The organism is Marinobacter sediminum (assembly GCF_023657445.1).
Classification (GTDB): Bacteria; Pseudomonadota; Gammaproteobacteria; order Pseudomonadales; family Oleiphilaceae; genus Marinobacter; species Marinobacter sediminum_A.
Genome location: NZ_JAGTWY010000001.1, coordinates 2,177,855 through 2,198,717, shown reverse-complemented (window position 1 = coordinate 2,198,717; position 20,863 = coordinate 2,177,855). Strand labels below are relative to the sequence as shown.

Annotated in this window: 23 protein-coding genes; 11 read left to right on the top strand and 12 right to left on the bottom strand. The window is 58.3% G+C overall.

Features of this window, described 5'->3' with window-relative positions; all coding sequences use genetic code 11:
* Positions 1–34: 34 nt before the first annotated feature.
* Positions 35–511 (top strand): hypothetical protein, encoded by a 477-nt coding sequence (locus KFJ24_RS10440; RefSeq protein WP_250831017.1) that lies wholly within the window; start codon positions 35–37, stop codon positions 509–511.
* Positions 512–539: 28 nt separating this feature from the next.
* On the opposite strand, the gene KFJ24_RS10435 is transcribed toward KFJ24_RS10440, so the two are convergent.
* The 3 genes from KFJ24_RS10435 to KFJ24_RS10425 all read right to left on the bottom strand — a co-directional run bounded on the left by KFJ24_RS10435 (position 540) and on the right by KFJ24_RS10425 (position 3,417).
* Positions 540–1,184, bottom strand: a complete 645-nt coding sequence (locus KFJ24_RS10435; RefSeq protein WP_250831016.1) for a DsbA family oxidoreductase — start codon at positions 1,182–1,184, stop codon at positions 540–542.
* Positions 1,185–1,246: 62 nt separating this feature from the next.
* A complete protein-coding gene (locus KFJ24_RS10430; RefSeq protein ID WP_250831015.1) occupies positions 1,247–2,599 on the bottom strand; it encodes a dicarboxylate/amino acid:cation symporter in 1,353 nt (450 codons plus the stop codon).
* A gap of 122 nt (positions 2,600–2,721) precedes the next feature.
* Positions 2,722–3,417 (bottom strand): pseudouridine synthase, encoded by a 696-nt coding sequence (locus tag KFJ24_RS10425; RefSeq protein WP_250831014.1) that lies wholly within the window; start codon positions 3,415–3,417, stop codon positions 2,722–2,724.
* A 54-nt stretch (positions 3,418–3,471) separates the two neighbouring features.
* Between KFJ24_RS10425 and KFJ24_RS10420 the strand changes: the two genes are divergently transcribed.
* The 5 genes from KFJ24_RS10420 to rarD all read left to right on the top strand — a co-directional run bounded on the left by KFJ24_RS10420 (position 3,472) and on the right by rarD (position 8,598).
* Positions 3,472–3,708, top strand: a complete 237-nt coding sequence (locus tag KFJ24_RS10420) for a TIGR02647 family protein (protein WP_250831013.1) — start codon at positions 3,472–3,474, stop codon at positions 3,706–3,708.
* Between the two features lie 63 nt (positions 3,709–3,771).
* Positions 3,772–4,506, top strand: a complete 735-nt coding sequence (locus KFJ24_RS10415) for a TVP38/TMEM64 family protein (RefSeq protein WP_250831012.1) — start codon at positions 3,772–3,774, stop codon at positions 4,504–4,506.
* Positions 4,503–6,698, top strand: a complete 2,196-nt coding sequence (locus KFJ24_RS10410) for a hypothetical protein (RefSeq protein WP_250831011.1) — start codon at positions 4,503–4,505, stop codon at positions 6,696–6,698. Before KFJ24_RS10415 ends, KFJ24_RS10410 begins: the two co-directional genes overlap by 4 nt.
* A gap of 102 nt (positions 6,699–6,800) precedes the next feature.
* Positions 6,801–7,688, top strand: coding sequence for a DMT family transporter (locus tag KFJ24_RS10405; RefSeq protein WP_250831010.1), 888 nt, complete (start codon positions 6,801–6,803; stop codon positions 7,686–7,688).
* A 19-nt stretch (positions 7,689–7,707) separates the two neighbouring features.
* Positions 7,708–8,598, top strand: a complete 891-nt coding sequence (gene rarD, locus KFJ24_RS10400) for an EamA family transporter RarD (RefSeq protein ID WP_250831009.1) — start codon at positions 7,708–7,710, stop codon at positions 8,596–8,598.
* A 14-nt stretch (positions 8,599–8,612) separates the two neighbouring features.
* Here rarD and KFJ24_RS10395 read toward each other — a convergent pair whose 3' ends face one another.
* The 3 genes from KFJ24_RS10395 to KFJ24_RS10385 all read right to left on the bottom strand — a co-directional run bounded on the left by KFJ24_RS10395 (position 8,613) and on the right by KFJ24_RS10385 (position 11,422).
* On the bottom strand, positions 8,613–9,503 hold the full coding sequence (locus KFJ24_RS10395) for a haloalkane dehalogenase (protein WP_250831008.1): 891 nt from the start codon (positions 9,501–9,503) through the stop codon (positions 8,613–8,615).
* Between the two features lie 48 nt (positions 9,504–9,551).
* Positions 9,552–10,289 carry a maleate cis-trans isomerase family protein gene (locus KFJ24_RS10390; protein ID WP_250831007.1) on the bottom strand — a complete coding sequence of 246 codons (738 nt, stop codon included), beginning with the start codon at positions 10,287–10,289 and terminating at the stop codon, positions 9,552–9,554.
* A 74-nt stretch (positions 10,290–10,363) separates the two neighbouring features.
* Positions 10,364–11,422 carry a GlxA family transcriptional regulator gene (locus KFJ24_RS10385; RefSeq protein ID WP_250831006.1) on the bottom strand — a complete coding sequence of 353 codons (1,059 nt, stop codon included), beginning with the start codon at positions 11,420–11,422 and terminating at the stop codon, positions 10,364–10,366.
* A gap of 120 nt (positions 11,423–11,542) precedes the next feature.
* Here KFJ24_RS10385 and KFJ24_RS10380 point away from each other — a divergent pair, with 120 nt between their 5' ends.
* Positions 11,543–12,448 carry an alpha/beta fold hydrolase gene (locus KFJ24_RS10380; protein ID WP_250831005.1) on the top strand — a complete coding sequence of 302 codons (906 nt, stop codon included), beginning with the start codon at positions 11,543–11,545 and terminating at the stop codon, positions 12,446–12,448.
* Here KFJ24_RS10380 and KFJ24_RS10375 read toward each other — a convergent pair.
* Positions 12,445–12,957 carry a DUF2244 domain-containing protein gene (locus KFJ24_RS10375; RefSeq protein WP_250831004.1) on the bottom strand — a complete coding sequence of 171 codons (513 nt, stop codon included), beginning with the start codon at positions 12,955–12,957 and terminating at the stop codon, positions 12,445–12,447. The two genes, KFJ24_RS10380 and KFJ24_RS10375, sit on opposite strands and share 4 nt — an antisense overlap.
* Before the next feature lie 160 nt (positions 12,958–13,117).
* On the opposite strand from KFJ24_RS10375, the gene mtgA reads away from it, so the two are divergent.
* From mtgA to KFJ24_RS10365, 3 genes are all read left to right on the top strand, one after another.
* Complete coding sequence (gene mtgA / locus KFJ24_RS10370) at positions 13,118–13,819, top strand: monofunctional biosynthetic peptidoglycan transglycosylase (RefSeq protein WP_250831003.1); 702 nt, start codon at positions 13,118–13,120, stop codon at positions 13,817–13,819.
* Positions 13,820–13,840: 21 nt separating this feature from the next.
* A complete protein-coding gene (locus tag KFJ24_RS18255) occupies positions 13,841–13,948 on the top strand; it encodes a Solitary outer membrane autotransporter beta-barrel domain (protein ID WP_350455574.1) in 108 nt (35 codons plus the stop codon).
* Between the two features lie 106 nt (positions 13,949–14,054).
* Positions 14,055–14,717: an NAD(P)H-binding protein gene (locus tag KFJ24_RS10365; protein WP_250832617.1), complete on the top strand. Its 663-nt coding sequence runs from the start codon at positions 14,055–14,057 to the stop codon at positions 14,715–14,717.
* Between the two features lie 22 nt (positions 14,718–14,739).
* Here the strand turns inward: KFJ24_RS10365 and KFJ24_RS10360 are convergent, their stop codons facing one another.
* The 3 genes from KFJ24_RS10360 to KFJ24_RS10350 form a co-directional block, all read right to left on the bottom strand.
* Complete coding sequence (locus KFJ24_RS10360) at positions 14,740–15,360, bottom strand: LysE family translocator (RefSeq protein ID WP_250831002.1); 621 nt, start codon at positions 15,358–15,360, stop codon at positions 14,740–14,742.
* Between the two features lie 94 nt (positions 15,361–15,454).
* Complete coding sequence (locus KFJ24_RS10355; RefSeq protein WP_250831001.1) at positions 15,455–17,122, bottom strand: GMC family oxidoreductase; 1,668 nt, start codon at positions 17,120–17,122, stop codon at positions 15,455–15,457.
* A 42-nt stretch (positions 17,123–17,164) separates the two neighbouring features.
* A complete protein-coding gene (locus tag KFJ24_RS10350) occupies positions 17,165–18,676 on the bottom strand; it encodes a CoA-acylating methylmalonate-semialdehyde dehydrogenase (protein WP_250831000.1) in 1,512 nt (503 codons plus the stop codon).
* A gap of 186 nt (positions 18,677–18,862) precedes the next feature.
* Between KFJ24_RS10350 and KFJ24_RS10345 the strand changes: the two genes are divergently transcribed.
* Positions 18,863–19,831 (top strand): LysR family transcriptional regulator, encoded by a 969-nt coding sequence (locus tag KFJ24_RS10345; protein ID WP_250830999.1) that lies wholly within the window; start codon positions 18,863–18,865, stop codon positions 19,829–19,831.
* On the opposite strand, the gene KFJ24_RS10340 is transcribed toward KFJ24_RS10345, so the two are convergent.
* Positions 19,781–20,554 (bottom strand): ZIP family metal transporter, encoded by a 774-nt coding sequence (locus KFJ24_RS10340; RefSeq protein ID WP_250830998.1) that lies wholly within the window; start codon positions 20,552–20,554, stop codon positions 19,781–19,783. The two genes, KFJ24_RS10345 and KFJ24_RS10340, sit on opposite strands and share 51 nt — an antisense overlap.
* Before the next feature lie 8 nt (positions 20,555–20,562).
* A complete protein-coding gene (locus tag KFJ24_RS10335; RefSeq protein ID WP_250830997.1) occupies positions 20,563–20,847 on the bottom strand; it encodes a SelT/SelW/SelH family protein in 285 nt (94 codons plus the stop codon).
* Positions 20,848–20,863 lie beyond the last annotated feature (16 nt).

Sequence of the window (20,863 nt, the reverse complement as noted above, 5' to 3'; positions counted from 1 at the left end):
TGCTATTGTTCAGAAAATTGTGCAGGAGCATTGAATGATGTTTAAGCCGTTAGCTTACGCGTTCGCCTTTGTGTTTGTGGCCATGTGCTCGTGGACCGTTCAGGCGGAGCCCGCGGATTCCTCCGTTGAGGAACTGAAAAGGGAGACCCGCGAGCTCGGAAACGCTCTGAAGGATTATGGCTCCGACCAGAAGGGCCAGGCAGAAGAGTCCATCAATCGAACACTGTCCGCCCTGGACCAGCGCATTGATGAGCTGGAGCAACAGCTGTCTGAGAACTGGGACGATATGAGCGAGACCGCCCGGAAACGCTCGCAGAAGAGCCTGGAATCATTGCGGGAACAACGGGAGCGTGTGCAGAGCTGGTATCAGGAGCTCAAGGCCAGTTCAGCATCAGCATGGGAACGTGCCCGCCAGGGTTTTTCCGATGCCTATGACGCGCTTGCGGAGCAGTGGGATGACACCGAGAAGGAGCTCGATAACGAGTCGGGCAAACAGGCTGACAGCATCTGACCCGCTCGTTACCATTTCCTGAGGTACCTCAGCTCTCTGAGGTAATTTCCCGGAACGCTCCGATAAGGGTGTCCGGTTCCTGTGCGCCGGATACCAGGTATTTCTGGTTGACGATGTAGGCCGGCACGGCGGAGACGCCTGCCTGCTGATACCTGGCTTCGTCTTCCCGAACAGTGTCCGCATAGCGGTCAGAAGCCAGGATTTCCCGCGCTGCGTTGCCATCGAGACCAATGGCTTCAACGCATTTAACCAGCACGTCCGCATCGGAAATATTCTCGGCGTGGCCGAAGTAGGCGTCGAAGCACGCCATCTTCATTTCCGTCTGTTTGCCCTGTTCGCCAGCCCATTTCACCAGCCGATGGGCATCGAAAGTGTTGCGGGTGTAACGCTCCTGGAGTTTATCGAAGTTAAGCCCGAGTCCTGCGGCAATCTCCATCATGTTTGCCTGGGTGGCCTGCATTTCCTCGGGGCTACGCCCGTACTTTTGGCTGAGGGCCTGGAGAATGGGTTCGCCGTCGCCGGACGGATCCGGGTTCAGCTCGAAGGCGTGCCATTCAATGTTGAAATCCATCTCGTCCTTCAGCTCTTCCATGGCCTTTTCCAGGCGGGCGTAGCCGATGGCGCACCAGGGGCAGGCGATGTCGGAAACGATATCAATTTGTACGGTTGTCATGGAAGCTCCCGGTTAAAGTGTCTTGCCTTCAGGGTACCGGAAAGCCTTGGGCATTGTCGTGCTCAGGACTCCTGGGTAGCAGGCTCGGCTGTCAGTCGGGTGCCGGACCAGTTTTCCATCAGCCGACAGGTGACCAGGTCTCCGGTAACGTTGATGGCAGTACGACACATATCCAGAATCCGATCGACGCCCATGATTAATGCAATACCGCCGGGTGGAATACCAACGGTTTGCAGCACCATTGCCAGGATCACAATACCCACGCCCGGCGTGGCCGGCGAACCAATGGAAGCCCCCACGGCCATGGCGACGACCAACGCCATGCTTCCCATACTGAGGTCAATGCCGTAAACCTGCGCCAGGAAGACGGTTGCCACAGCCTGGTACAGGGCTGTGCCGTTCATATTGATGGTGGCGCCAAGCGGGATGACGAACTGGGAGACTGAGGGGCGCACCCCGAGCTTGTCTTCAGCGGTGCGAATCGACAGTGGCATCACCGCGGCCGAACTTGAGGTCGAGAACGCGAGCAGCAAAACGTCGCGGCTGTCCTTGATGAACTGGACGGGGGGTTGGCCGGCCAACAGCTTCAGGATCAGCATGTACACTCCGAGCATAAGGAGAAGCCCCACCAGAACCGTTGCTACATAGGATGCCATGCCTAGCATGGCCTGGAAGCCTATGGTGGTAGTGAGCTGTGCCATCAGTCCGAACACCGCAAACGGAGCCAGCCTCATGGCCCAGCGCACGACGGTCATGCAGACCTGTTGCAGGGAATCCAGCAGGTCCAGCATCGGCCGCGACTTTTCCGGGGCCATGCTGACCAGGGCAATGCCGACAATAATGGAGAAAATTACCACCTGCAGCATCTGACCCTCGACCATGGCGTCCAGCGGGTTGCCCGGAAGCAGGCCAATCAGGGTTTTCGGAAGTTCGTCCACACTGGGCATGGCAGCCGTGGTGACAGTGCTTTGCTCCGCCCCGGCAGATGTTGCCAGGCCAGTCATCATGCTGCCGGGATTCATCACGCTGCCGATCCAGAGCCCTATGGACGCTGCAATAGCCGTGGTGATGACAAAGAAACCGGTGACCCGTAACCCCAGTTTTCGGAGTTGGTCCAGGTCTTCGCTGGCGGCCAGACCACGAACAACCGAGGCAATCACAAGGGGAATGACGATCATCTGGATGGTGGCCAGGAAAAGCTGCCCGGGAAAGGCCAGCCAGTTGCCGACCAGTGTGCCCGTTGCGGGCTCCACAAGGCCAACCGAGGGCCCAAGCAGGGTGCCTACAACAAGCCCCAGAAACATGCCAACCAGTACTTTCAGCCAGAGTCGTCCCTGCACCAGCCCCGACAGATAGCTACTCAGATGACGGAGTGGGCGGGGGTAGTAGTTTGAGCCGTTGCCATTGCTGGTCATGGTGATCACTCGCCCGTGGTTCGTGGTATTGCCTGCAAAAAAGCATAGTGTATTTGACAACATCCCCGGGTCTGGGAACCTGAGCTGGATCAACCTGATCGGTAAAACCAAAGAATCTGCCTTTACCGGACGGAACTGATCTCTTCTTTTGTTAGCGGGCGGTAAGCACCGGGCGAGAGGCTGTCATCGAGCCGAATGTCGCCCATTTTCTCCCGGTGCAGGGCAATTATCCGGTTGCCTACGGCATGAAACATGCGCTTTACCTGATGGTATCGGCCTTCGTAGATGGTTACCCGAGCTTCCCGCAGGCCGAGCATTTCGATCTGGGCGGGTGACGTCCAGAGCCGCTCGGGTTCAAACCAGATGCCCTCGGCAAAACGTTCAGGCGTTTCCGGGGTGATCGGGCGGGCGGTGGAGACCCGGTAGACCTTTGGTATCTTGATTTTCGGTTCGGTCAGCCGTCGCGACCAAATGCCATCATTGGTCAGAATCAGCAGGCCGGTGCTGGCCCGGTCCAGCCGGCCAGCGATGTGCAGATCGCTGTGCAGCTTGGATTCAATGAGATCCAGAACCGTTTTATGAGTGTCATCAACCGTTGCGCTCAGATAACCAGCGGGTTTGTAGAGCATGAGATAATGAACGGCGTCTCCCGCCTGGATGATCGCGCCATCTGCCTTGACCGTCGAAAACCGGTCAACTTCCTGTGCGGGTTCACGGCAGATTCCACCACTTACGGTAACCCGTCCAGCCGCAATCAGGGCGTTGGCCTGTTTGCGACTTACACCGTTCTGATTACTGAGAATTCGGGAGAGCTTCATGGAATTCGTCGACTATGCTTAGTGTAAACACAGACAATAATACGAGGAAATGCCATGCCATTCTCTGCTGATCACCTTGCCGAACTCAACCTTCTGGGTCAGTTTCCGTCCACATCTTCCCAGGAGGGCATCAAGGTTCATGCCCATTCGGCAGCGCCGGAAACGGTCAAGGCAGCCGAAAATCTGTTCAAAAGGGGCTTGATCAGCCAGAAGGATGGCGGTTACCTGACCCCTCTGGGCGCCGAGGCAGTGGAGCTTACCCAGAAACTTCAGTCCATCCTGAGCGCTTGAGAAATAAACCGGCCAGACTCTGTCATTTTGAGCGGTGAGGCGCTCCAGCGTTAGGATGAGCGCATGAGCAACTGGAAGAAATCGCCGGCGCTTTGGATGGCCGGCTGCATTGCCGGGGTGGGGGCAGTTGTTGGGCTGCTCTATGCCTTTGGTGTGCACCAGCAAGTGGTAGAGCTGTTGCGGTGGTTTGATTCCCTCGGAGCCTGGGCGGCCGTCATGTTTATCGGCATCATGGTGGTTGCTATGGTGCTTTTGCTGCCGGGCGTCTTGCTTACCACGGGCGCAGGCTTCGTTTTTGGCGTCATGGAAGGCACGGTATACGTGGTGATAGGCACGACTCTGGGGGCTGCCATCGCCTTCCTGATTGGCCGACATTTTCTGGGTGATCATGCCCGCATCTATATCCGTAACCGCGCCCGGCTCTCAATGGTAAGTGATGAGATGGCGCCCCATGGCTGGAAGATCGTCCTCCTTACTCGACTGATCCCGTTCTTCCCCGGCAAACTGTCCAATTTCCTGTTTGGCCTTACCAGCTTTTCCTTCGGCGGATTCGTGTCCGGGACTTTCTTTGGGATTATTCCGTTCTCGCTGCATAACGTGTATCTGGGCTCGCTGGCCGCAGATTTGTCCACTCTGGGCGTCCGGGAGAGCACGCGTTCGCCGTTGGAGTGGACGATATACGGGGCAGGGTTCATAGGCACCGTTCTGGCGGTTGTGTTTCTCAACCGTCTGGCCCGGCGCGCGCTGGCACGTTACAAGGTAGAGACAGAATCAACAGAAACGGAGAGCGTGGAATGAGCTGGATGAAGTGGCTGCCATGGCGTTATCTGGTCAAGCGTATGGCCCACCGACATGGTTTTCTGGATCCGATTGCCCTGTTGGGGAAACTCCACAGCTTTGCCCAGCCCTCGGAAGTCGGGGAGCCTATAGAGCTGCTGAGGGCCGGGGTTGTGTTTCATGCCCGTGGCCTGATCAACAGCCGCGTTATTCAGCACAACCTGGATTGGGTCTGGCCGTACTGGGTCGAACGGCAGTTTGACCCTGAGGATATTGCGTTTATTCCCAGGGCCTTTTCCATTACTCACATCAATCTGAGTAACCGCAACTGGACGGCCATCGGGCAGCCGGACCTGGATGAGTTGCCGATTGTCGATCCCCGTGGTTTGCTGACTGTGCTCTACGACGGCTGGTCCCTTGATGGATGGCTGTTGGCCGATGATGGCCGCTGTCTGCTGCCATCCCGGTGCAAAAGCAGCCGTCAATGGCAGGAGCTGGAGGACAGTCCCTGTGTGGTGACCGAGTCGGTGATGGATGGAATCAAATTGACCAGTCGCGCCCGGGTGGTGGTGGAAGATGGTCAACCCGTTTGCCAGTTGGTGCTGCAGGGGGAGGCCGATGTTTCCGGCTCACTGGTTTTGTCCCTGCGCCCGGCCAATCCTGAAGGCGTCGCGTTTATCCACCGGGTGAGCCTGTCGGAAAAGCGAGACGCCTGGCAGGTGGAAGATAAACAGTCTGTGTTCTTCAGTCAGCCTGCCAAAAGCCATCACGTTTCGGATTACCTTCAGGGTGATGTCCACATTCATCTCGCCGACAAGGCGGATCAGACCGCAGGCGTGTGCGATGTCGGTATGGTGACGGCAGCGGCTTTATTTCCGGTTACTCCAGGCAAGACGACCGAGCTCATGGTCACAGTGCCATTAACGAAAGGAGCGATTACCCGGGCTCAGCCCGATACCTGGCAAAAAGCGCTCGAGGGTCATGCCCGGCTGGAATGTCCGGATGACACCTGGCAGTTCCTCTACGATGCCGCAATCCGGTCATTAGTGCTCCATTCTCCGGAGGACGTGTACCCGGGCCCCTACACCTACAAGCGCTTCTGGTTTCGGGACGCCGCGTTTATCATTCACGCGCTGCTGTGTGCCGGTATGACCGATCGGGCCGAGCGAGCCCTGGAGCAGTTCCCGGCCCGCCAGCTCAAGAACGGGTATTTCCGTTCCCAGGAAGGGGAGTGGGATGCCAACGGGGAGGTGCTGTGGATTTTACAGCGATTCCAGGCGATTACCGACCGGAAACTGCCCATTGACTGGTTTGAACCGGTGAGTAAAGGTGCTCACTGGATACAGAAAAAGCGCCTTAGCGACACCCTCGACAAACCCCACGCGGGTCTGTTGCCGGCAGGTTTCAGTGCCGAACACCTGGGACCCAACGATTATTATTACTGGGACGATTTCTGGGGCATCGCCGGCCTCAAGGCGGCATCGGAACTGCTTGAGAGGGACGACCGGAAAGCCAGTGACATGTTTGCAGCGGGCGCCCGGGAATTTACCCAGGCGGTGGATCGGAGTCTCTCCAGCTGCGAGCGCCGACTAAAACGACCCGGTATGCCAGCATCCCCGTATCGACGACTGGATGCCGGTGCCATTGGCTCCCTGGCCATGGGTTACCCGACCCAGCTTTGCCAGCCTGACGATCCCAGGTTGCTGGACTGCGTCGAATTCCTGCTTGATAACTGTTTCGTGAAGGGCGCGTTCTACCAGGACATGATCCATTCCGGACTGAATGCCTACCTGACCCTGCATGTGGCCCAGGTCCTGTTGCGGGCCGGCGACCCCCGTTACCTTGAGTTGATGGACGCGGTGGCTGCTCTGGCATCACCAACAGGTCAGTGGCCAGAAGCCATCCACCCCGGAACAGGGGGCGGGTGCATGGGCGATGGTCACCATGTCTGGGCGTCGGCCGAATGGGTGCTGATGGTGCGCAATTGTTTCGTGCGGGAGGAGGGTAACCGGTTGATTCTTTGTGCCGGTGTGCCCGAGCGCTGGCTGGATCAGGATAAGCCCATACGGTTCGGGCCGGCGCCCACGAGTTTTGGCGCGATTTCCATCACCATCCAGCCCCGACCGGACGCAGCGCCGGACGTAACCTGGCATGGGGACTGGCATGTTGAGGAGCCAGCCATTGAGGTAAGACTGCCAGGTAGGTCGTCATGATGATCTGTACTGGTTGTTAAACCAGTTTTCTGTATCTGTTTTGTTTGCCTGCTAAATACTAAAGTGCCCATACTGAAAAAATACTGACTCCGGTTGCGACGCATGCGTTCATTTTTTTATTCATTCTTCGTTCCCGCTCTGTTTGTCTGGCTCTGGAGCACGGGATTCATCGGCGCCAAATACGGCCTGCCATTTGCTGAGCCGTTTACGCTGCTGCTGATTCGTATGCTGCTGACACTGGTGTTGCTGGTGGGGCTGGCCTGGCTGATGAAGACCCGTTGGCCGGGCTGGCGGGGAGCCGGTCATCTTGCTGTCACCGGTATTCTGGTCCACGGCTGTTATCTCGGTGGCGTCTATTCCGCGATTCAGAGCGGCATGGCCTCCGGTGTTGTGTCGCTGATTGTTGGTCTTCAACCACTCGTGACTGCAGCCGCGGCTGTTGTGTTCCTGAAAGAAACCGTCAGTCGCCGCCAATGGCTGGGACTGACCCTGGGGCTTGTGGGTGTGTCACTGGTGCTGGTGGAGAAGTTCAGTGGGAGTGGCTCGGGTGTGGGCTTTTCGCCCTGGGCACTTCTTTGGGCCGTGTTCGCGCTGGCGGGCATTTCTATGGGCACGGTGTATCAGAAACGGCACGGTACCGGGGCCGACCTGGTGGCGGGAACACTGATCCAGTATGGCGCCGCTGCCACCTTTTTCGCCATTGGCGCCTTTGCCCTGGAGTCCCGTGAGGTTGAGTGGAGTCTTCAGCTGCAGTTGTCCATGGCCTGGCTGGTATTGGGTGTCTCCATCGGTGCCATCCTGCTGCTAATGTGGCTTATTCGCCAGGGCGCAGCCTCCCAGGTGGCGAGTCTGTTCTATCTGGTGCCGCCGGTCACGGCGCTGGAAGCCTATCTCTTGTTTGATGAGCGCCTCGGTGGCCTGGCAATGATTGGAGGCCTGGTCGCCATCACTGGCGTGGCGCTCGTTGTTACCCAGAAAAAAACGGCATGAGCAGGAGCGGGCGAGCGCTATGAGCGATGTTACCCGCGGCGTTTGGTACGGCCTGTCTGCCTACACCATCTGGGGCTGCTTTCCGCTGTTTTTTGCCCTGTTTGAGGGGGTGCCGGCCTTTGAAATCCTGGTTCACCGGATCATCTGGTCCTGTGTGTTCCTGGCGCTTGTCATCAGTGGGTTACGCAGGTGGCCGGCGGTGCAGGCGGCACTCAGGAATCCCGCACAGCTATGGCGGGTGCTTGGCTGTGCGCTGCTGATTGCGACCAACTGGGGCATTTACATTTATTCCGTGGAATCCCGCCATGTGCTGCAGGCCAGCCTCGGCTACTTTCTGACTCCACTGGTCAATGTGGCGCTTGGAATGCTGGTGCTGCGCGAACGGATGGGGCGCTGGCAGATGGCGGCGGTTGTGCTGGCAGCCATCGGCATTCTGATCCAGCTGGTCATGCTGGGCGAGTTGCCATGGATCACACTGGGGCTGGCCATCAGTTTCGGCACGTACGGCCTGCTGCGAAAACAGGTGGTGCTGGACGGTTTGTCGGGGCTGTTCGTGGAAACCCTGTTGCTGTTGCCGGTAGGGTTGATGACGTTTGGCTGGCTTGGCTATGCAGACCTGTCCCATTACGGCGACAACTTTTACACCGGTGCCCTGCTCATGGCCAGTGGTATTGTCACCGCCATCCCACTGCTGCTGTTTGCCGGAGCCGCGAGGCGCCTGCGACTGGCTACCGTGGGCTTTCTGATGTACATCAACCCGACCCTGCAATTCTTCATCGCTATTTTGATCTTCGGCGAACCCCTGAGTCAGGTGCAGCTGGTCAGTTTCGTGGTTATCTGGATTGCACTGGGCATATACAGCTGGTCGTCCTGGCACTACCGACCGCGCGTGCCGGCAGGCCAGAACTGAGTCTCCAGCCCAAATCAGGCCAGTGTTGCCAGGAGGTCGTTGATAGCTCGGGCAAACGGCACTGGCGAATCCTCCTGAAGGAAGTGGCCGCCCTTGAGCGTGACGTGGGACTGGTCTTTGGCCCCGGGAATCCGCTCCTGCATATGGCGGTCGCCGCCCCGGAAAATAGGATCGCCGTTGCTGAAAGTGGTCAGAAACGGCTTTTCCCAGCGCTCCAGCACTTTCCAGGCGGCCCGGTTGGCCTCCGTGGCCGGGTCATTCGGAGTCATCGGAACCAGCCGAGGAAAGGCCCGGGCGCCCGCCTTGTATTTTTTGCCCGGGAACGGAGCATCATAGGCACGTAGCTCATCCGGTCCGAGTTTGCGGAACGAACCGGTATTGATGATCCGGGCAATGGGGAACCACGGGCTGTGCAGGGCGAAATTCTTCCAGATCTTGAACGCCGGGGGTGCTTTCTGATCCCCGGTAGGCAGCATGCCATTACCCACCACAATGGCGCGGAACCGATCCGGGTTTTCGGCTGCCAGTCGCAGCCCCAGCAGTGAACCCCAGTCCTGGCAAACCAGTGTGATGTCATTCAGCCCCTGTTGGTCAATGAACGACTGCATCCAGTCCATGTGTTGCTGATAGCTGTAGTTGTCGATCGAGGTGGGTTTGTCGGACTTGCCAAAGCCGATCAGGTCTGGCGCGATCACCCGATGGCCTGCAGCAGCACAAACCGGAATCATGTGGCGGTACAGGTACGACCAGGTTGGCTCACCGTGCATCATCAGGATCGGTTTGGCGTCTGTCGGCCCTTCATCTACATAGTGCATCCGCAGACCCTCGAGATCGGCGTAATGGGGTTCAAAAGGGTAGTCGAGCAGGCGTTCGAATCGGTTTTCGGGAGTTCTGACGAAATCCATGGCAGTTGCCCTGTTGTCGATTATTCCTCCGGCTGAGGCCGGGCGGCTTCAGAGTTCTGTGGCGAAGAGTGTGCCCAGTCCCTTTTGAGGCGTCAATTTGTGACACAGGCGGAGGCCCTCCCAGAAACTCACCTGATTGGCCGTAAGCACAGGTTTACCGGCTGCCACCTCCAGGTCTTCCAGCCAGTTGGCCGAGTGCAGTGCAGTGTCGGGAATCAGCAAGGCATCAGCATCCGGATGATTGTTGTCCCGGGCGAATCGCAGCACGGCATCCTTGCCCAGTGTGCCGACTTCGGCCGCCGTGACGATTCCGTGACTTGCCATACTGACGACTTCGATGTCGAAGTGTTCCAGAAACCGCTGGAACAGCTGGGCAACGTCGTTCGGATAGGTGGCGGCAATGGCCACCCGGTGGGCGTTGACTGCGCTAACCGCCCGGGCGAATGCCATGGCAGTGGTTGATGCAGGAACCTGTAACGCTTTTTCCAGGGTATCGATCTGCTCCCGTATGCCATCCAGCCCGCGTACAAAACTGGCGCTGGTTGACGTCCACATAACTGCTTCAATGCCGGAGTGCTGAAGGTGTCCGGCACCATCGATCAGCCGCTGGGGGCTGCCCATTTCTGTGAGTGCCTCAACCGTGTGGGCATCCTCGACGAAGTCGGTATGCACCACCTGTACGTCGGCAACCGGGCGTACCATCTGCGCCAGTTGTGGATAGTCGTCCTCGGCCGCGTGGCCGGGATACAGGAACCCGATGTGAGCGGTGTAGCCATTGTTGTCCATACCGTAACCATAGTCGTGAGACGGGGCGGGAGCCAATGGGTTATGGCTTGACGGAAAACCGCGCCGCCGGTGAGCTACAGAGCATCGCGACTCGCTACGGGTAGAGAGTCTGACGCAGTGGCACCCGGCGGCGTAATGCGCCCTGGTGTCACGTAGCTAAAGCGCCGCCGGTATTCCTCCATGGTGCAGCCCACGTTCCGTTTGAACAGGCGCCGGAAGGAACTGGCGTCTTCGTAACCGATATCCCAGATAATCTGGGCGGTTTGGCGTCGGGTCGACTCCAGCTCTTGTTTGGCTTCTTCGATTCTCAGGTGTTGCAGGTAACTGAGAGGCGTTTCGCCCGTGGCCTCCTTGAATCTGCGCTTGAAGGTACGAGGCCCCAGTCGTGCCCGTTGGGCCAGATCATCGATCGCGATGGCATCTGCGTAGTGTTGTTCAAGCCACCCCTGAATGCCTTCAATTACTTCATCCCGATGGGCTCGGCTGCCATAAAAGTTGCGGTAAGGCGCTTGGTCGGCTCGCCGCGCATCCAGAATCAGCAACTTGCTGCAGGCGACGGCGAGGGCGGGAGAGCCCAGCCGCTCAACCAGATAAAGGCACAGATCCATGAATGAGGTGGCGCCGCCGGCACAGATGATCTGGCCGTTATCGACCAGTAACTGCTCTGCTTCAAGCCGAAGCTCCGGATAGCGTCGCTGAAAGGCGGGGGCCGCCCGCCAATGGGTTGTAGCTACATGGTGTGTCAACAGTCCTGCTTCCGCCAGCACAAAGCTGCCAGTACAGACGCTGGCTACAATAGCGCCCTGCTCGATGGCTGAGCACAGCCAGGGATGGAGGGGGCGGGCCTGGTCCATGGCTGCATCGATGTGACGGTCACCAAGCACGGCTTCTGTGGCCGACCCTACAATGATTACATCGGCCCGGTAATCCTGCCTTCGCACGGTTGGCGCGATGGGTATGCCACTGTAGGAGTGAACAGGCTGGTCGTCGACGGTAACGATCTCGCAATCAAACGGGGGCTCGTCGCGAGGTGTGGCGCGGTCACAGAAATTGGCAGCGGCAAAAAAATCCATGACTCCGACAATGCCACTGCCATGGCAGAAAGGTAGGGCAACAACGGCAATCCTGACCATGGGAGTTGTCCGTTTCAGCATCTAGAGTGTCAAATATGACACTCCGGAACTTCATTGGCAAGTCGTAACCTGAGGGGGTAGTAAGGATGGCGCTACGCCGATACAAAACGAGGGATTGTCATGACTGCTCAATTCAAAACGCATACAGATTCAGCGACACGGCTGCCCCGAAGCGTGGTTGTTCCGCGCCAGGGCCGGCGGATTGTCGCGAAGGGCATGGCTCTGAAATTGCTACGCCGGCTGTCACCGGACGCCGCTGGAAAGGTTGTCGATAACCTGTTCTTTTCACCCCGGCGGCTCCCGTTACCGATCCCCTATGAATACCTGCTTGATGAGGCGACGAGCTATACCCAGCTTCAGTACGGTGCCTATGTCATCCCGGTATACAGCTGGGGCGATGGCCCGGTGGTAATGATGGTGCATGGCTGGTCCGGGGGCGGTATCCAGTTCGGGGCCTTTGTGAAACCTCTGGTCAAGGCGGGCTACCGGGTGGTGGTGTTTGACGCTCCTGCTCACGGTCGTGCCCAGGGAAGCCAGACCAATCTCTACGATATGGCGGATGTAATCTATAAAGTGGCTGCAAGCGTGGGGCCGGTCGAAGCTATGATCACCCACTCCCTTGGTAGCCTCGCTGCCGCGCGGGTTGTGGTTGACGGAGTCAGGGTGCAGCACCTGGTCATGCTGGCGCCGCCCCGGGATCTGGATTCAGTGGTAACGTGCTTCGGCGCTGCCCTGGGACTTCCTGCGGCCATGGTGTCGGAGCAACGCAGGCGGATGGAACAGAAATTCGGGCTCGATGTCTGGCGGCAGTTCTCGTTCGACGAGTTGGCACCGAATCTTGCCACCCATGGCCTGGTGGTGTTTGACAGCGATGACGAGTCAGTCCCGGCCAGTCACAGTGGCCGTGTCCACCGGAAATGGCCGGGCTCGGAAAAGCTGCAGACCGAGGGACTGGGGCACCACGAGTTGCTTTCGCACCCGTTCGTGGTGGAGCGAGTCCATAACACCCTGGCTACAGCCGCCTAGAACCAAAGCCCGATCTCCGGATCGGGCGCTTTCCGTTCAATCACCAGTCCCCGGGATTCCAGTAACTGAATGAGCGTGTCGGTATCCTCAATGTTCAGGAAGCTGCCCAGTGGCACATTGTTTTCCCGGTGGATCAGCTCCAGCTTGGGGGGTGTGAACGGATGACGGGGTGCATGCAGGCGCAGGCGAGCATAGTGTTTTGGTAAGGTCCATTCTGCCAGCTTCCTGGCCCGGCCCTTTTCCAGATGTATGTCGGTGTCATCAATGGTCAGCACTTCCCGCCTCTGACAGGCCCTTGAGGTCAGGTAAAATCCGGTCGCAAGCGCGGCCAGTTCCAGTCCGGCAAACGGGATGATCACCCAGGCTCCGGCCAGGGACATGCCAACGGCAATCACTGCCGAGATTGCTAACAGGCACAGCCAGATCCTGACATTGCCACGCCAGCTCAGAGAGTGATTGGGGGTCAGCAATAGCCGGATACCGTCCGGGTACTTGAGATGCTCCACCATAATCCGGTGCCTTTGAAGTCAGGCCTGTTCGGTATACGACGAGTTGCGGTAGTTCGATGATCGGGCCAGCCTGAATGATTGGTAATTCAAACAGGGGGCAAACCACGACATACTGCCCGCCTGTCTTTGATGATAGTCAAAACTCTCCGGTGATGAGACTGTGGCGCGAAAATCCCTGATTCAAAAATTCCTGAACACACTGGCATGGTCGCTGGTGGGTGCTCTGCTGTTGATCCTCGCCGTGATCTCTCTTTTCCGGTTTGTGAATCCGCCCACCTCGAGTTTCATGCTCGGTTATCGATTGGCGGAGCCGGGGCAGGCGTTGCACCAGGAATGGGTTGGTCTGTCGGACATTTCGCCCTGGATGCCACTGGCCGTTGTCGCCAGTGAAGACCAGCGTTTCCCCCATCATTGGGGAGTGGATTTCAGCGCCATACGAAAGGCGCTGGCCGAGTATACGGCGGGCGAGGGCCTGCGGGGTGCCAGCACCATCACTCAGCAGACCGCCAAGAACCTCTTTCTCTGGAACGGGCGGAGCTTTGTCCGCAAGGCGCTGGAGGCCGGGCTGGCTCTGGGTATTGACTCACTCTGGCCCAAGAAACGCATCCTTGAGGTGTATCTCAATATCGCCGAATTTGGCCCGGGAATCTATGGGGTGGAATCGGCCAGCCAACTCTATTTTGGCATTCCGGCCAGACGGTTATCCCCGGTTCAGGCGGCAAGACTGGCGTCGGTGCTGCCCAATCCGAAGGTGCTGAGTGCGATGAATCCCTCTCCCTATGTCTGGGACCGGGTGGCCTGGATTCAGGGCCAGATGTCCCAGTTGTCCGGCTTGAATTACTTGCGCGGAGTGTTGAAGTAACGGCGCTGGTCACGTCTGAAGTTGCCCGGGGATATCAGTTTTATAGACAACATATCTGTTGGCATTAACCTGAATTATGGCAGCGTGCTCCGGGGCGGCCCGCTGGTTTTGTTATTCAACGAAGGCTGATTTCCCCGACGTTTGCGGGCATCAGTTACGGGGGAATGTTAGTCTTCGTTAAAACTCTGAATGGTTGGCATCGGATCGTATGACAGGAGGCAGAACTTTGAAGGTTATGGTTTTGGGAGCGACCGGGCTGACTGGCGCCAAGGTCGTCGAAGGGTTGCTCAAGCGGTCGGAAATTGAGGCGGTGGTCACGCCGGTTCGGCGTAAGGCTGACATGGCGCACCCTAAACTGACCCAGTGTGAAGTCAACTTTGATGATATGGATGCATCCGCCGGCCTTTTCGACGTTGATGTGATCGTATGTTGTCTTGGCACCACCATTAAAAAGGCCGGTTCCAGGGAGCAGTTTCGCAAGGTGGACTACGGGTATTGCCTGAAAGCAGCCGAACTTGGCCGGGCAGCTGGTGCAAGTGCTTTCATTCTGATGTCTGCCATCGGTGCTACGTCATCCTCAACAATTTTCTATAACCGGGTAAAGGGTGAGCTGGAAGATGCTGTCCGGAGCCTGGGCTATCACTACCTTTCGATTTATCACCCGAGTCTTCTGCTGGGCGAACGTGCGGAGCAGCGGACGGCCGAGGCGCTTGGTATCCGGGTGATGCCCCTGGTTAATCTGGCACTCATTGGTCCGCTGGAGAAATACCGGGGCATTGAGGCCGCAACCGTGGCCACTGCCATGGTCAACGAAGTCTGTGCTCTGGCGACTGAACCAGTGGCGGAGCAGGTGGTTCAGGTTCGGGAGTATCCGGACATTGTTGATCTGGCAAACTAGCCAGGTTGTAAGTCAGGACGATTTATTTGCCGTTCAGGATGCCAAACACAAGTCGGCCAGCCAGGCCCACCAGAAAGGCCCCGAAGATTCGTTCGAACCAGATGGCTTTGTGCTTCAATTGCTCCAGCCACCTCGGATTAGAGAAGAGCCAGGCGACTATAAGGTACCAGGTGCCATCGATCACCATGGCTGTGGTTGCATAGCCGAACTTCGCCAGCATACTGGTATCAGTGCCGACTACCTGGCTGAACAGGGCCAGGAAAAAGACGGCAATTTTAGGGTTGAGAAAGGCAATGAGAAATCCGTCCCGGGCTGCGCTGGCCGTCGTGGGTGCATCGGGCAGCTCCGAATCACCGCTCTGTTTGGCCATCAAACCTTTTAGCCCAAGCCATGCCAGATAGAGCGCACCACCCCATTGCAGGACCGAGAATGCTACCGGGGAAGCGGTAATAATGGCGGCCAGACCCAGGATGCTCAGAAATGCATAGAGGCCGACGCCAAGGCCGTGGGTGATGGCGGTCGTCATGCCATGGCAACGTCCACCGGTCAGGGTCTGCTTCAGCACGATGGCCAGGGAAGGTCCGGGTGACATGGCGCCGAGAGCACAAATGGTGACAACGGTCAGCCAGGTGGCGAAGGTCATTGCAGAAGCATCCTTATACAGCAGATACGGGCTGCAGAGTTTAGCAGCCCGTTGCCGTCAAAAAATCTCAGAACTGCAACTAAATTGACGCGGGTTACTTGCCAGTCAGAATCCAGCCGGCCGCCTTTTCCGCAATCATCAGAGTCGGGGAGTTGGTATTGCCGCTGGTGATGGTTGGCATCACGCCGGCATCTACCACCCTAAGCCCGGATACGCCCCGCACACGAAGATACGGATCCACTACCGCCAGCTCGTCATCGGCACGCCCCATCCGAGTGGTGCCCACGGGGTGAAAAATGGTGGTGCCAATGTCACCGGCCAGCTTGGCGAGTTCATCATCGGTCTGGTATTGCAAACCGGGTTTGAATTCTTCCGGCTGGTATTGTGCAAAGGCCTGTTGTTCAGAAATTCGACGGGTAACCCGAAGCGAATCCGCGGCCACTTTCCGGTCCTCAGGGGTGCTCAGGTAATTGGGGGCGATCGCCGGTGCGTCTTTCGGGTTCTTGCTGCGAATGCGCACGGTACCGCGACTGGTTGGGTTGAGGTTGCACACGCTGGCGGTGATCGCCGGGAAGTTGTGCAACGGTTGTCCGAAGGCATCCAGGCTCAGGGGCTGAACGTGGTACTCAATATTTGCGTAGTCAAATTCTTCGGAGCTGCGGGTGAACAGGCACAGCTGTGATGGTGCCATACTCATGGGACCGGACCTGGTGAGCAGGTATTCCAGGCCGATACGGGCCTTGCCAATGAGAGAGTTCGCCATGGTGTTCAGGGTGGTTGCGCCCTGCACCTTGTAGACCGAACGAATCTGCAGGTGGTCCTGCAGGTTCTCGCCTACGCCCGGCAGATCGGCCACCACCGGAATGTCATGTTCCTTCAGTAGATCGGATGGCCCGATACCCGAGAGCTGCAATAACTGGGGGGAACCAATGGCACCGGCAGAGAGAATGACTTCCCGTGTTGCGCGGGCGAGCACTTCACCCTCGCTGGGGCGTTCTACCCTGACCCCGGTACACCGGGGCTTCTCGCCGGTCATCATCTCAAGGCCGAGAACGTGGGTCGAGTGCCAGAGGGTCAGGTTGGGACGCTTCTCGGCGGATCGCAGGAAGGCTTTTGATGTATTCCAGCGCCAGCCGGCGCGCTGGTTGACCTCGAAATAGTCCACGCCTTCGTTGTCACCTCTATTGAAATCCCGGGTGCGGGGAATACCGGCCTGAATGCACGCCTCGGCAAAGTCCTCCAGAATTTTCCATTTCAGGCGCTGACGCTCAATGCGCCATTCGCCACCATGGCCATGGTAATTGCGGTGCTCCGGATCGGCATCACCGCCGTCATCCAGCCGGTAATGATCTTCGTGACGCATGAAATCCGGCAGGCAGTTGTCCCAGTTCCAGGCATCTTCGCCGGTAATCTCGGCCCATTGGTTGTAGTCCCTGGCCTGACCGCGGATGTAGAGCATACCGTTGATGCTGGAGCAGCCACCCAGGGTCTTGCCCCGGGGGTAGATCAGTGTGCGGCCATTCAGGCCCGGGGTCGGGTCGGTCCGGAAACACCAGTCGGTCCGGGGGTTGTCGATGCAGTAGAGGTAGCCCACCGGAATGTGGATCCAGTGGTAGTTGTCCCTGCCACCGGCTTCGATCAGCAGCACCCGATTGGCGGGGTCGGCACTTAGTCGGTTGGCTAGCAGGCAGCCAGCAGAGCCTGCGCCCACTACGATATAGTCAAACTCAGGCTGTCCCTGTGCATTGTTGTTGTCGGACATCGCTGTTCTCCGGATTTTCTTTTGGTCGTTGCTGGTCCAGCGTTACTTGGCGGTTGGCATCACAAACTCGGCGCCGGCATCAATAGAGTCGGACCAGCGCTGCATGATGGATTTCTGGCGAGTGTAAAAACGCACTCCTTCCTCGCCATAGGCATGGGTATCACCAAACATGGAGCGCTTCCACCCGCCAAATCCGTGCCATGCCATCGGGACCGGAATAGGCACATTAATGCCAACCATACCGATCTGGATGCGCCGGCCAAACTCCCGTGCAACACTACCGCTTTCGGTGAAGCAGCTGACGCCGTTGCCAAACTCGTGGTCGTTGATCAGGCGGATCGCGGTAGCAACGTCCGGGACACGGACACAGACCAGCACTGGCCCGAAGATTTCCTCCTTGTAGATGGTCATCTCCGGAGTTACGTGGTCAAACAGGCTGCCACCCATCCAGAAACCTTCACCGCAACCGTCGCCGGTTCGGGCACCATCAAATTCACGACCGTCGACGATCAGCTCGGCGCCTTCCGCCACGCCTTTTTCAATGTAGCCGGTAATGCGCTCGTGTGCCGCAGCGCTGACGATTGGCCCCATCTCGGCATCCAGCTCCATGCCGTCCTTCACCTTGAGGTCGTGCGCCCGTTCGGCCAAACGCGGCACGATCCTGTCCGCGACATCGCCAACGAGCACCGCCACGCTGATGGCCATGCAGCGCTCGCCCGCACTGCCATAGGCAGCGCCGATCAGGGCGTCGACAGCCTTGTCCATATCGGCATCGGGCATGACCACCATGTGGTTCTTGGCGCCGCCGAGGGCCTGGATTCGCTTGCCATGACGGGCGCCGTTTTCGTAGATCCGGTTGGCAATCGGCGTGGAGCCAACAAAACTCAATGCCATCACATCGGGGTGTTCGATCAGTGCTTCCACGGCGGTCTTGTCACCCTGAACCACATTGAATACGCCGTCTGGCAGCCCGGCCTGCTTGAGCAGATCGGCGATCATCAGGGACGCGCTCGGGTCGATGGGGCTGGGCTTGAGGATGAATGTGTTGCCGGCGGCAATGGCCAGCGGAAACATCCACATGGGCACCATGACCGGGAAGTTGAACGGCGTGATGCCGGCCACCACGCCCAGGGGCTGGCGGGTCGTCCAGTTGTCGATACCGGTGCTAACCTGCTCGGTGTAATCGCCCTTCAGAAGCTGGGGAATGCCGCAGGCAAACTCCACAATGTCGATGCCGCGGGCAACTTCGCCCTGGGCGTCGGTGAAGACCTTGCCGTGTTCAAGGGTGATGGCTTCGGCCAGCTCATCCTTGTGAGTATTGAGCAGTTCGAGGAACTTGAACATGACGCGGGCACGGCGAATCGGTGGCGTGTCGGCCCAGCTCGGGAACGCGGCATTGGCGGCGGCTACAGCCTGCTGAACATCGTTGTGATTGGCGAGAGCAACCTGCCCCGTCACTTTGCCAGTGGCCGGGTTGAAAACGTTCTGGTTTTGTCCAGAAGTGCCTTCTGACATTTGCCCATTAATATAATGCTGGATCGTCGGGTTGCTCATTTTGGCTCATTCCTGCTCGGGTCTGTTGTTTTCTTCTATCTCTATAGTAACCGGCATTACTGGTTTTAAGTATCATTGGCGAAGAATTGATCACTCAAATTAGTGCCAGACGGCTACCAAAGCAATTGAGATTTTTAAAATCATGATATAAATATTACTTATAACCAGTTGATCAAGGAGCCAGTGATGCAATATCTGCAGGGATTACGGGCGTTTGTCTCGGTGGCCCGTGAGGGTAGCGTGTCCCGGGCGGCTGAACGCCTCCATCTCACGCAACCCGCAGTCAGTCTCAAGCTCAAGCATTTGCAGGATGACCTGGGGTTGAGACTGTTTCGAAGAAGGCCCCAGGGCCTGGCGTTGACTGAAGATGGTCAGAGTCTGTTGCCGGTGGCTGAGAAGGCGCTGGCTGGGCTGGCGGCGTTTGAGCAGAGTGCCCGCGCCCTTCACAGTACCATTCGCGGTCGCCTCAAGATCGGCACCATTGTGGATCCGGAATTCATTCGTCTGGGGGCATTTCTTCACCGGCTGGTAGCCCGGGCGCCGCAACTGGAAACCGAGCTGCACCAGGGCATGAGTGGGAGCGTTCTGGAGCAGGTCAGGAATGGGTCCCTGGACGTGGGGTACTTTCTGGCGCCACCCGGAGCCGGGCCCGGCCCGGATCTGTCAGAGCTGGCGCACCGGGAGCTGGCTCTGTTCGATTATCACGTGATTGCACCTGCGGGGTGGTCATCCCGGGTTGCCGACACGCGCTGGCCAAGCCTGGCCGCGCTGCCTTGGATTGTGACTCCGCCAGACTCGGTGCATAACCGCCTGCTGGCCAATGTGATGGAGCCCCGGGGGCTGACTCCGCATGGGGTCGCCCAGGTTGATCAGGAAGCATGCATGCTGGACCTGGTTCGTGCCGGCGTCGGCCTCAGTCTGGCGCGGGATGCCCTGGCGATGGCCGAGCGCCAGGAGCGGGGCCTGGTGGTGGTGGACGGCGTTCGGCTGCCCTGCGCCCTGAGCTTTATCTGGCGCAAGGACCGTGAGGATGAACCGGTGATCGCAGAAGCGCTGGAGGCGCTGGCCGGTGTCTGGCTGCTGGATGCCCGCAACTCATCTGGCTCAACCCAGAGTCGCATCCAGGAACATCATGACCACGAAACCACCGAGTAGGGAGAAGGTGGCCAGGGTTTTGTACGAATTCCGGTGGGTTTCGGGGATGATCTCGTTACTGATGATAAACAGCATGGCACCTGCCGCAAAGCCCAGTGTCCAGGGCATAATGGGTTCCGCGAGGCACACCAGCGCTGCGCCAAAGATGCCGCCAATCGGCTCGGCCAGCCCGGTAAGCAGGGCAACGCCAAAAGCCCGGAACCGAGAGTAGTTGATCGAAAGCAGCGAGAAAGCGACCGCCAATCCCTCAGGGATGTTCTGAATGCCGATGCCGGTTGCCAGCACATAGCCGTTTTGCACATCTCCCCCGGCGAAGCCGACACCGACGGCCATGCCTTCGGGAAAGTTGTGCAGGGTGATGGCGATAATGAACAACCAGATCCGCCGTATTTGGTACGTATCTGGCCCTTCGGGTCCGAGATTGAAGTGCTCGTGGGGCAGTTTTTGGTGGATGAAGTACAAGGCCCCCGCACCCGACAAAACGCCTGCGATCACGATCAACGCTGCAGCCCAGGTCGTACCTGCCAGACTTTCGCCATAGGCGAGGCCCGGAAGTAACAGGGAAAAGAACGATGCGGCCAGCATAACGCCAGCTGCGCCGGCGAGCATGCTGTCCTGCACGCGATCGGACAGAGTTTTTATAAAAAAGACGGCCAGTGCGCCTATGCCTGTAGCGAGGCCTGCTAAAAGGCTGGCCAGAGCTCCAAGCCAAACAATATCCACACTGTTGATCATGGCTCGGACTTTTTATCGGAATGGCCGAGTGAGCGATCCGGATCAATCTCATCACGGACCAGTTGCTTGAGCCTGGTGATTTCCGGAAATCCCTGCTGTTCCTTGCGGGACCAGATCCGTTTGCCGTTTACCCAGACTTCGAAAATTCCTCCGCTGCCCGGGTGTAGGGTGAGTTCGGCCAATTCTCCCTCGAAGGTGGTGAGCAATTCCTGCGCCATCCACGCTGACCGCATTAGCCAGCGGCACCCTGTGCAGTAATGGATGTCGACCCGGTTTGTCATGGTATCTCCCCGTTGG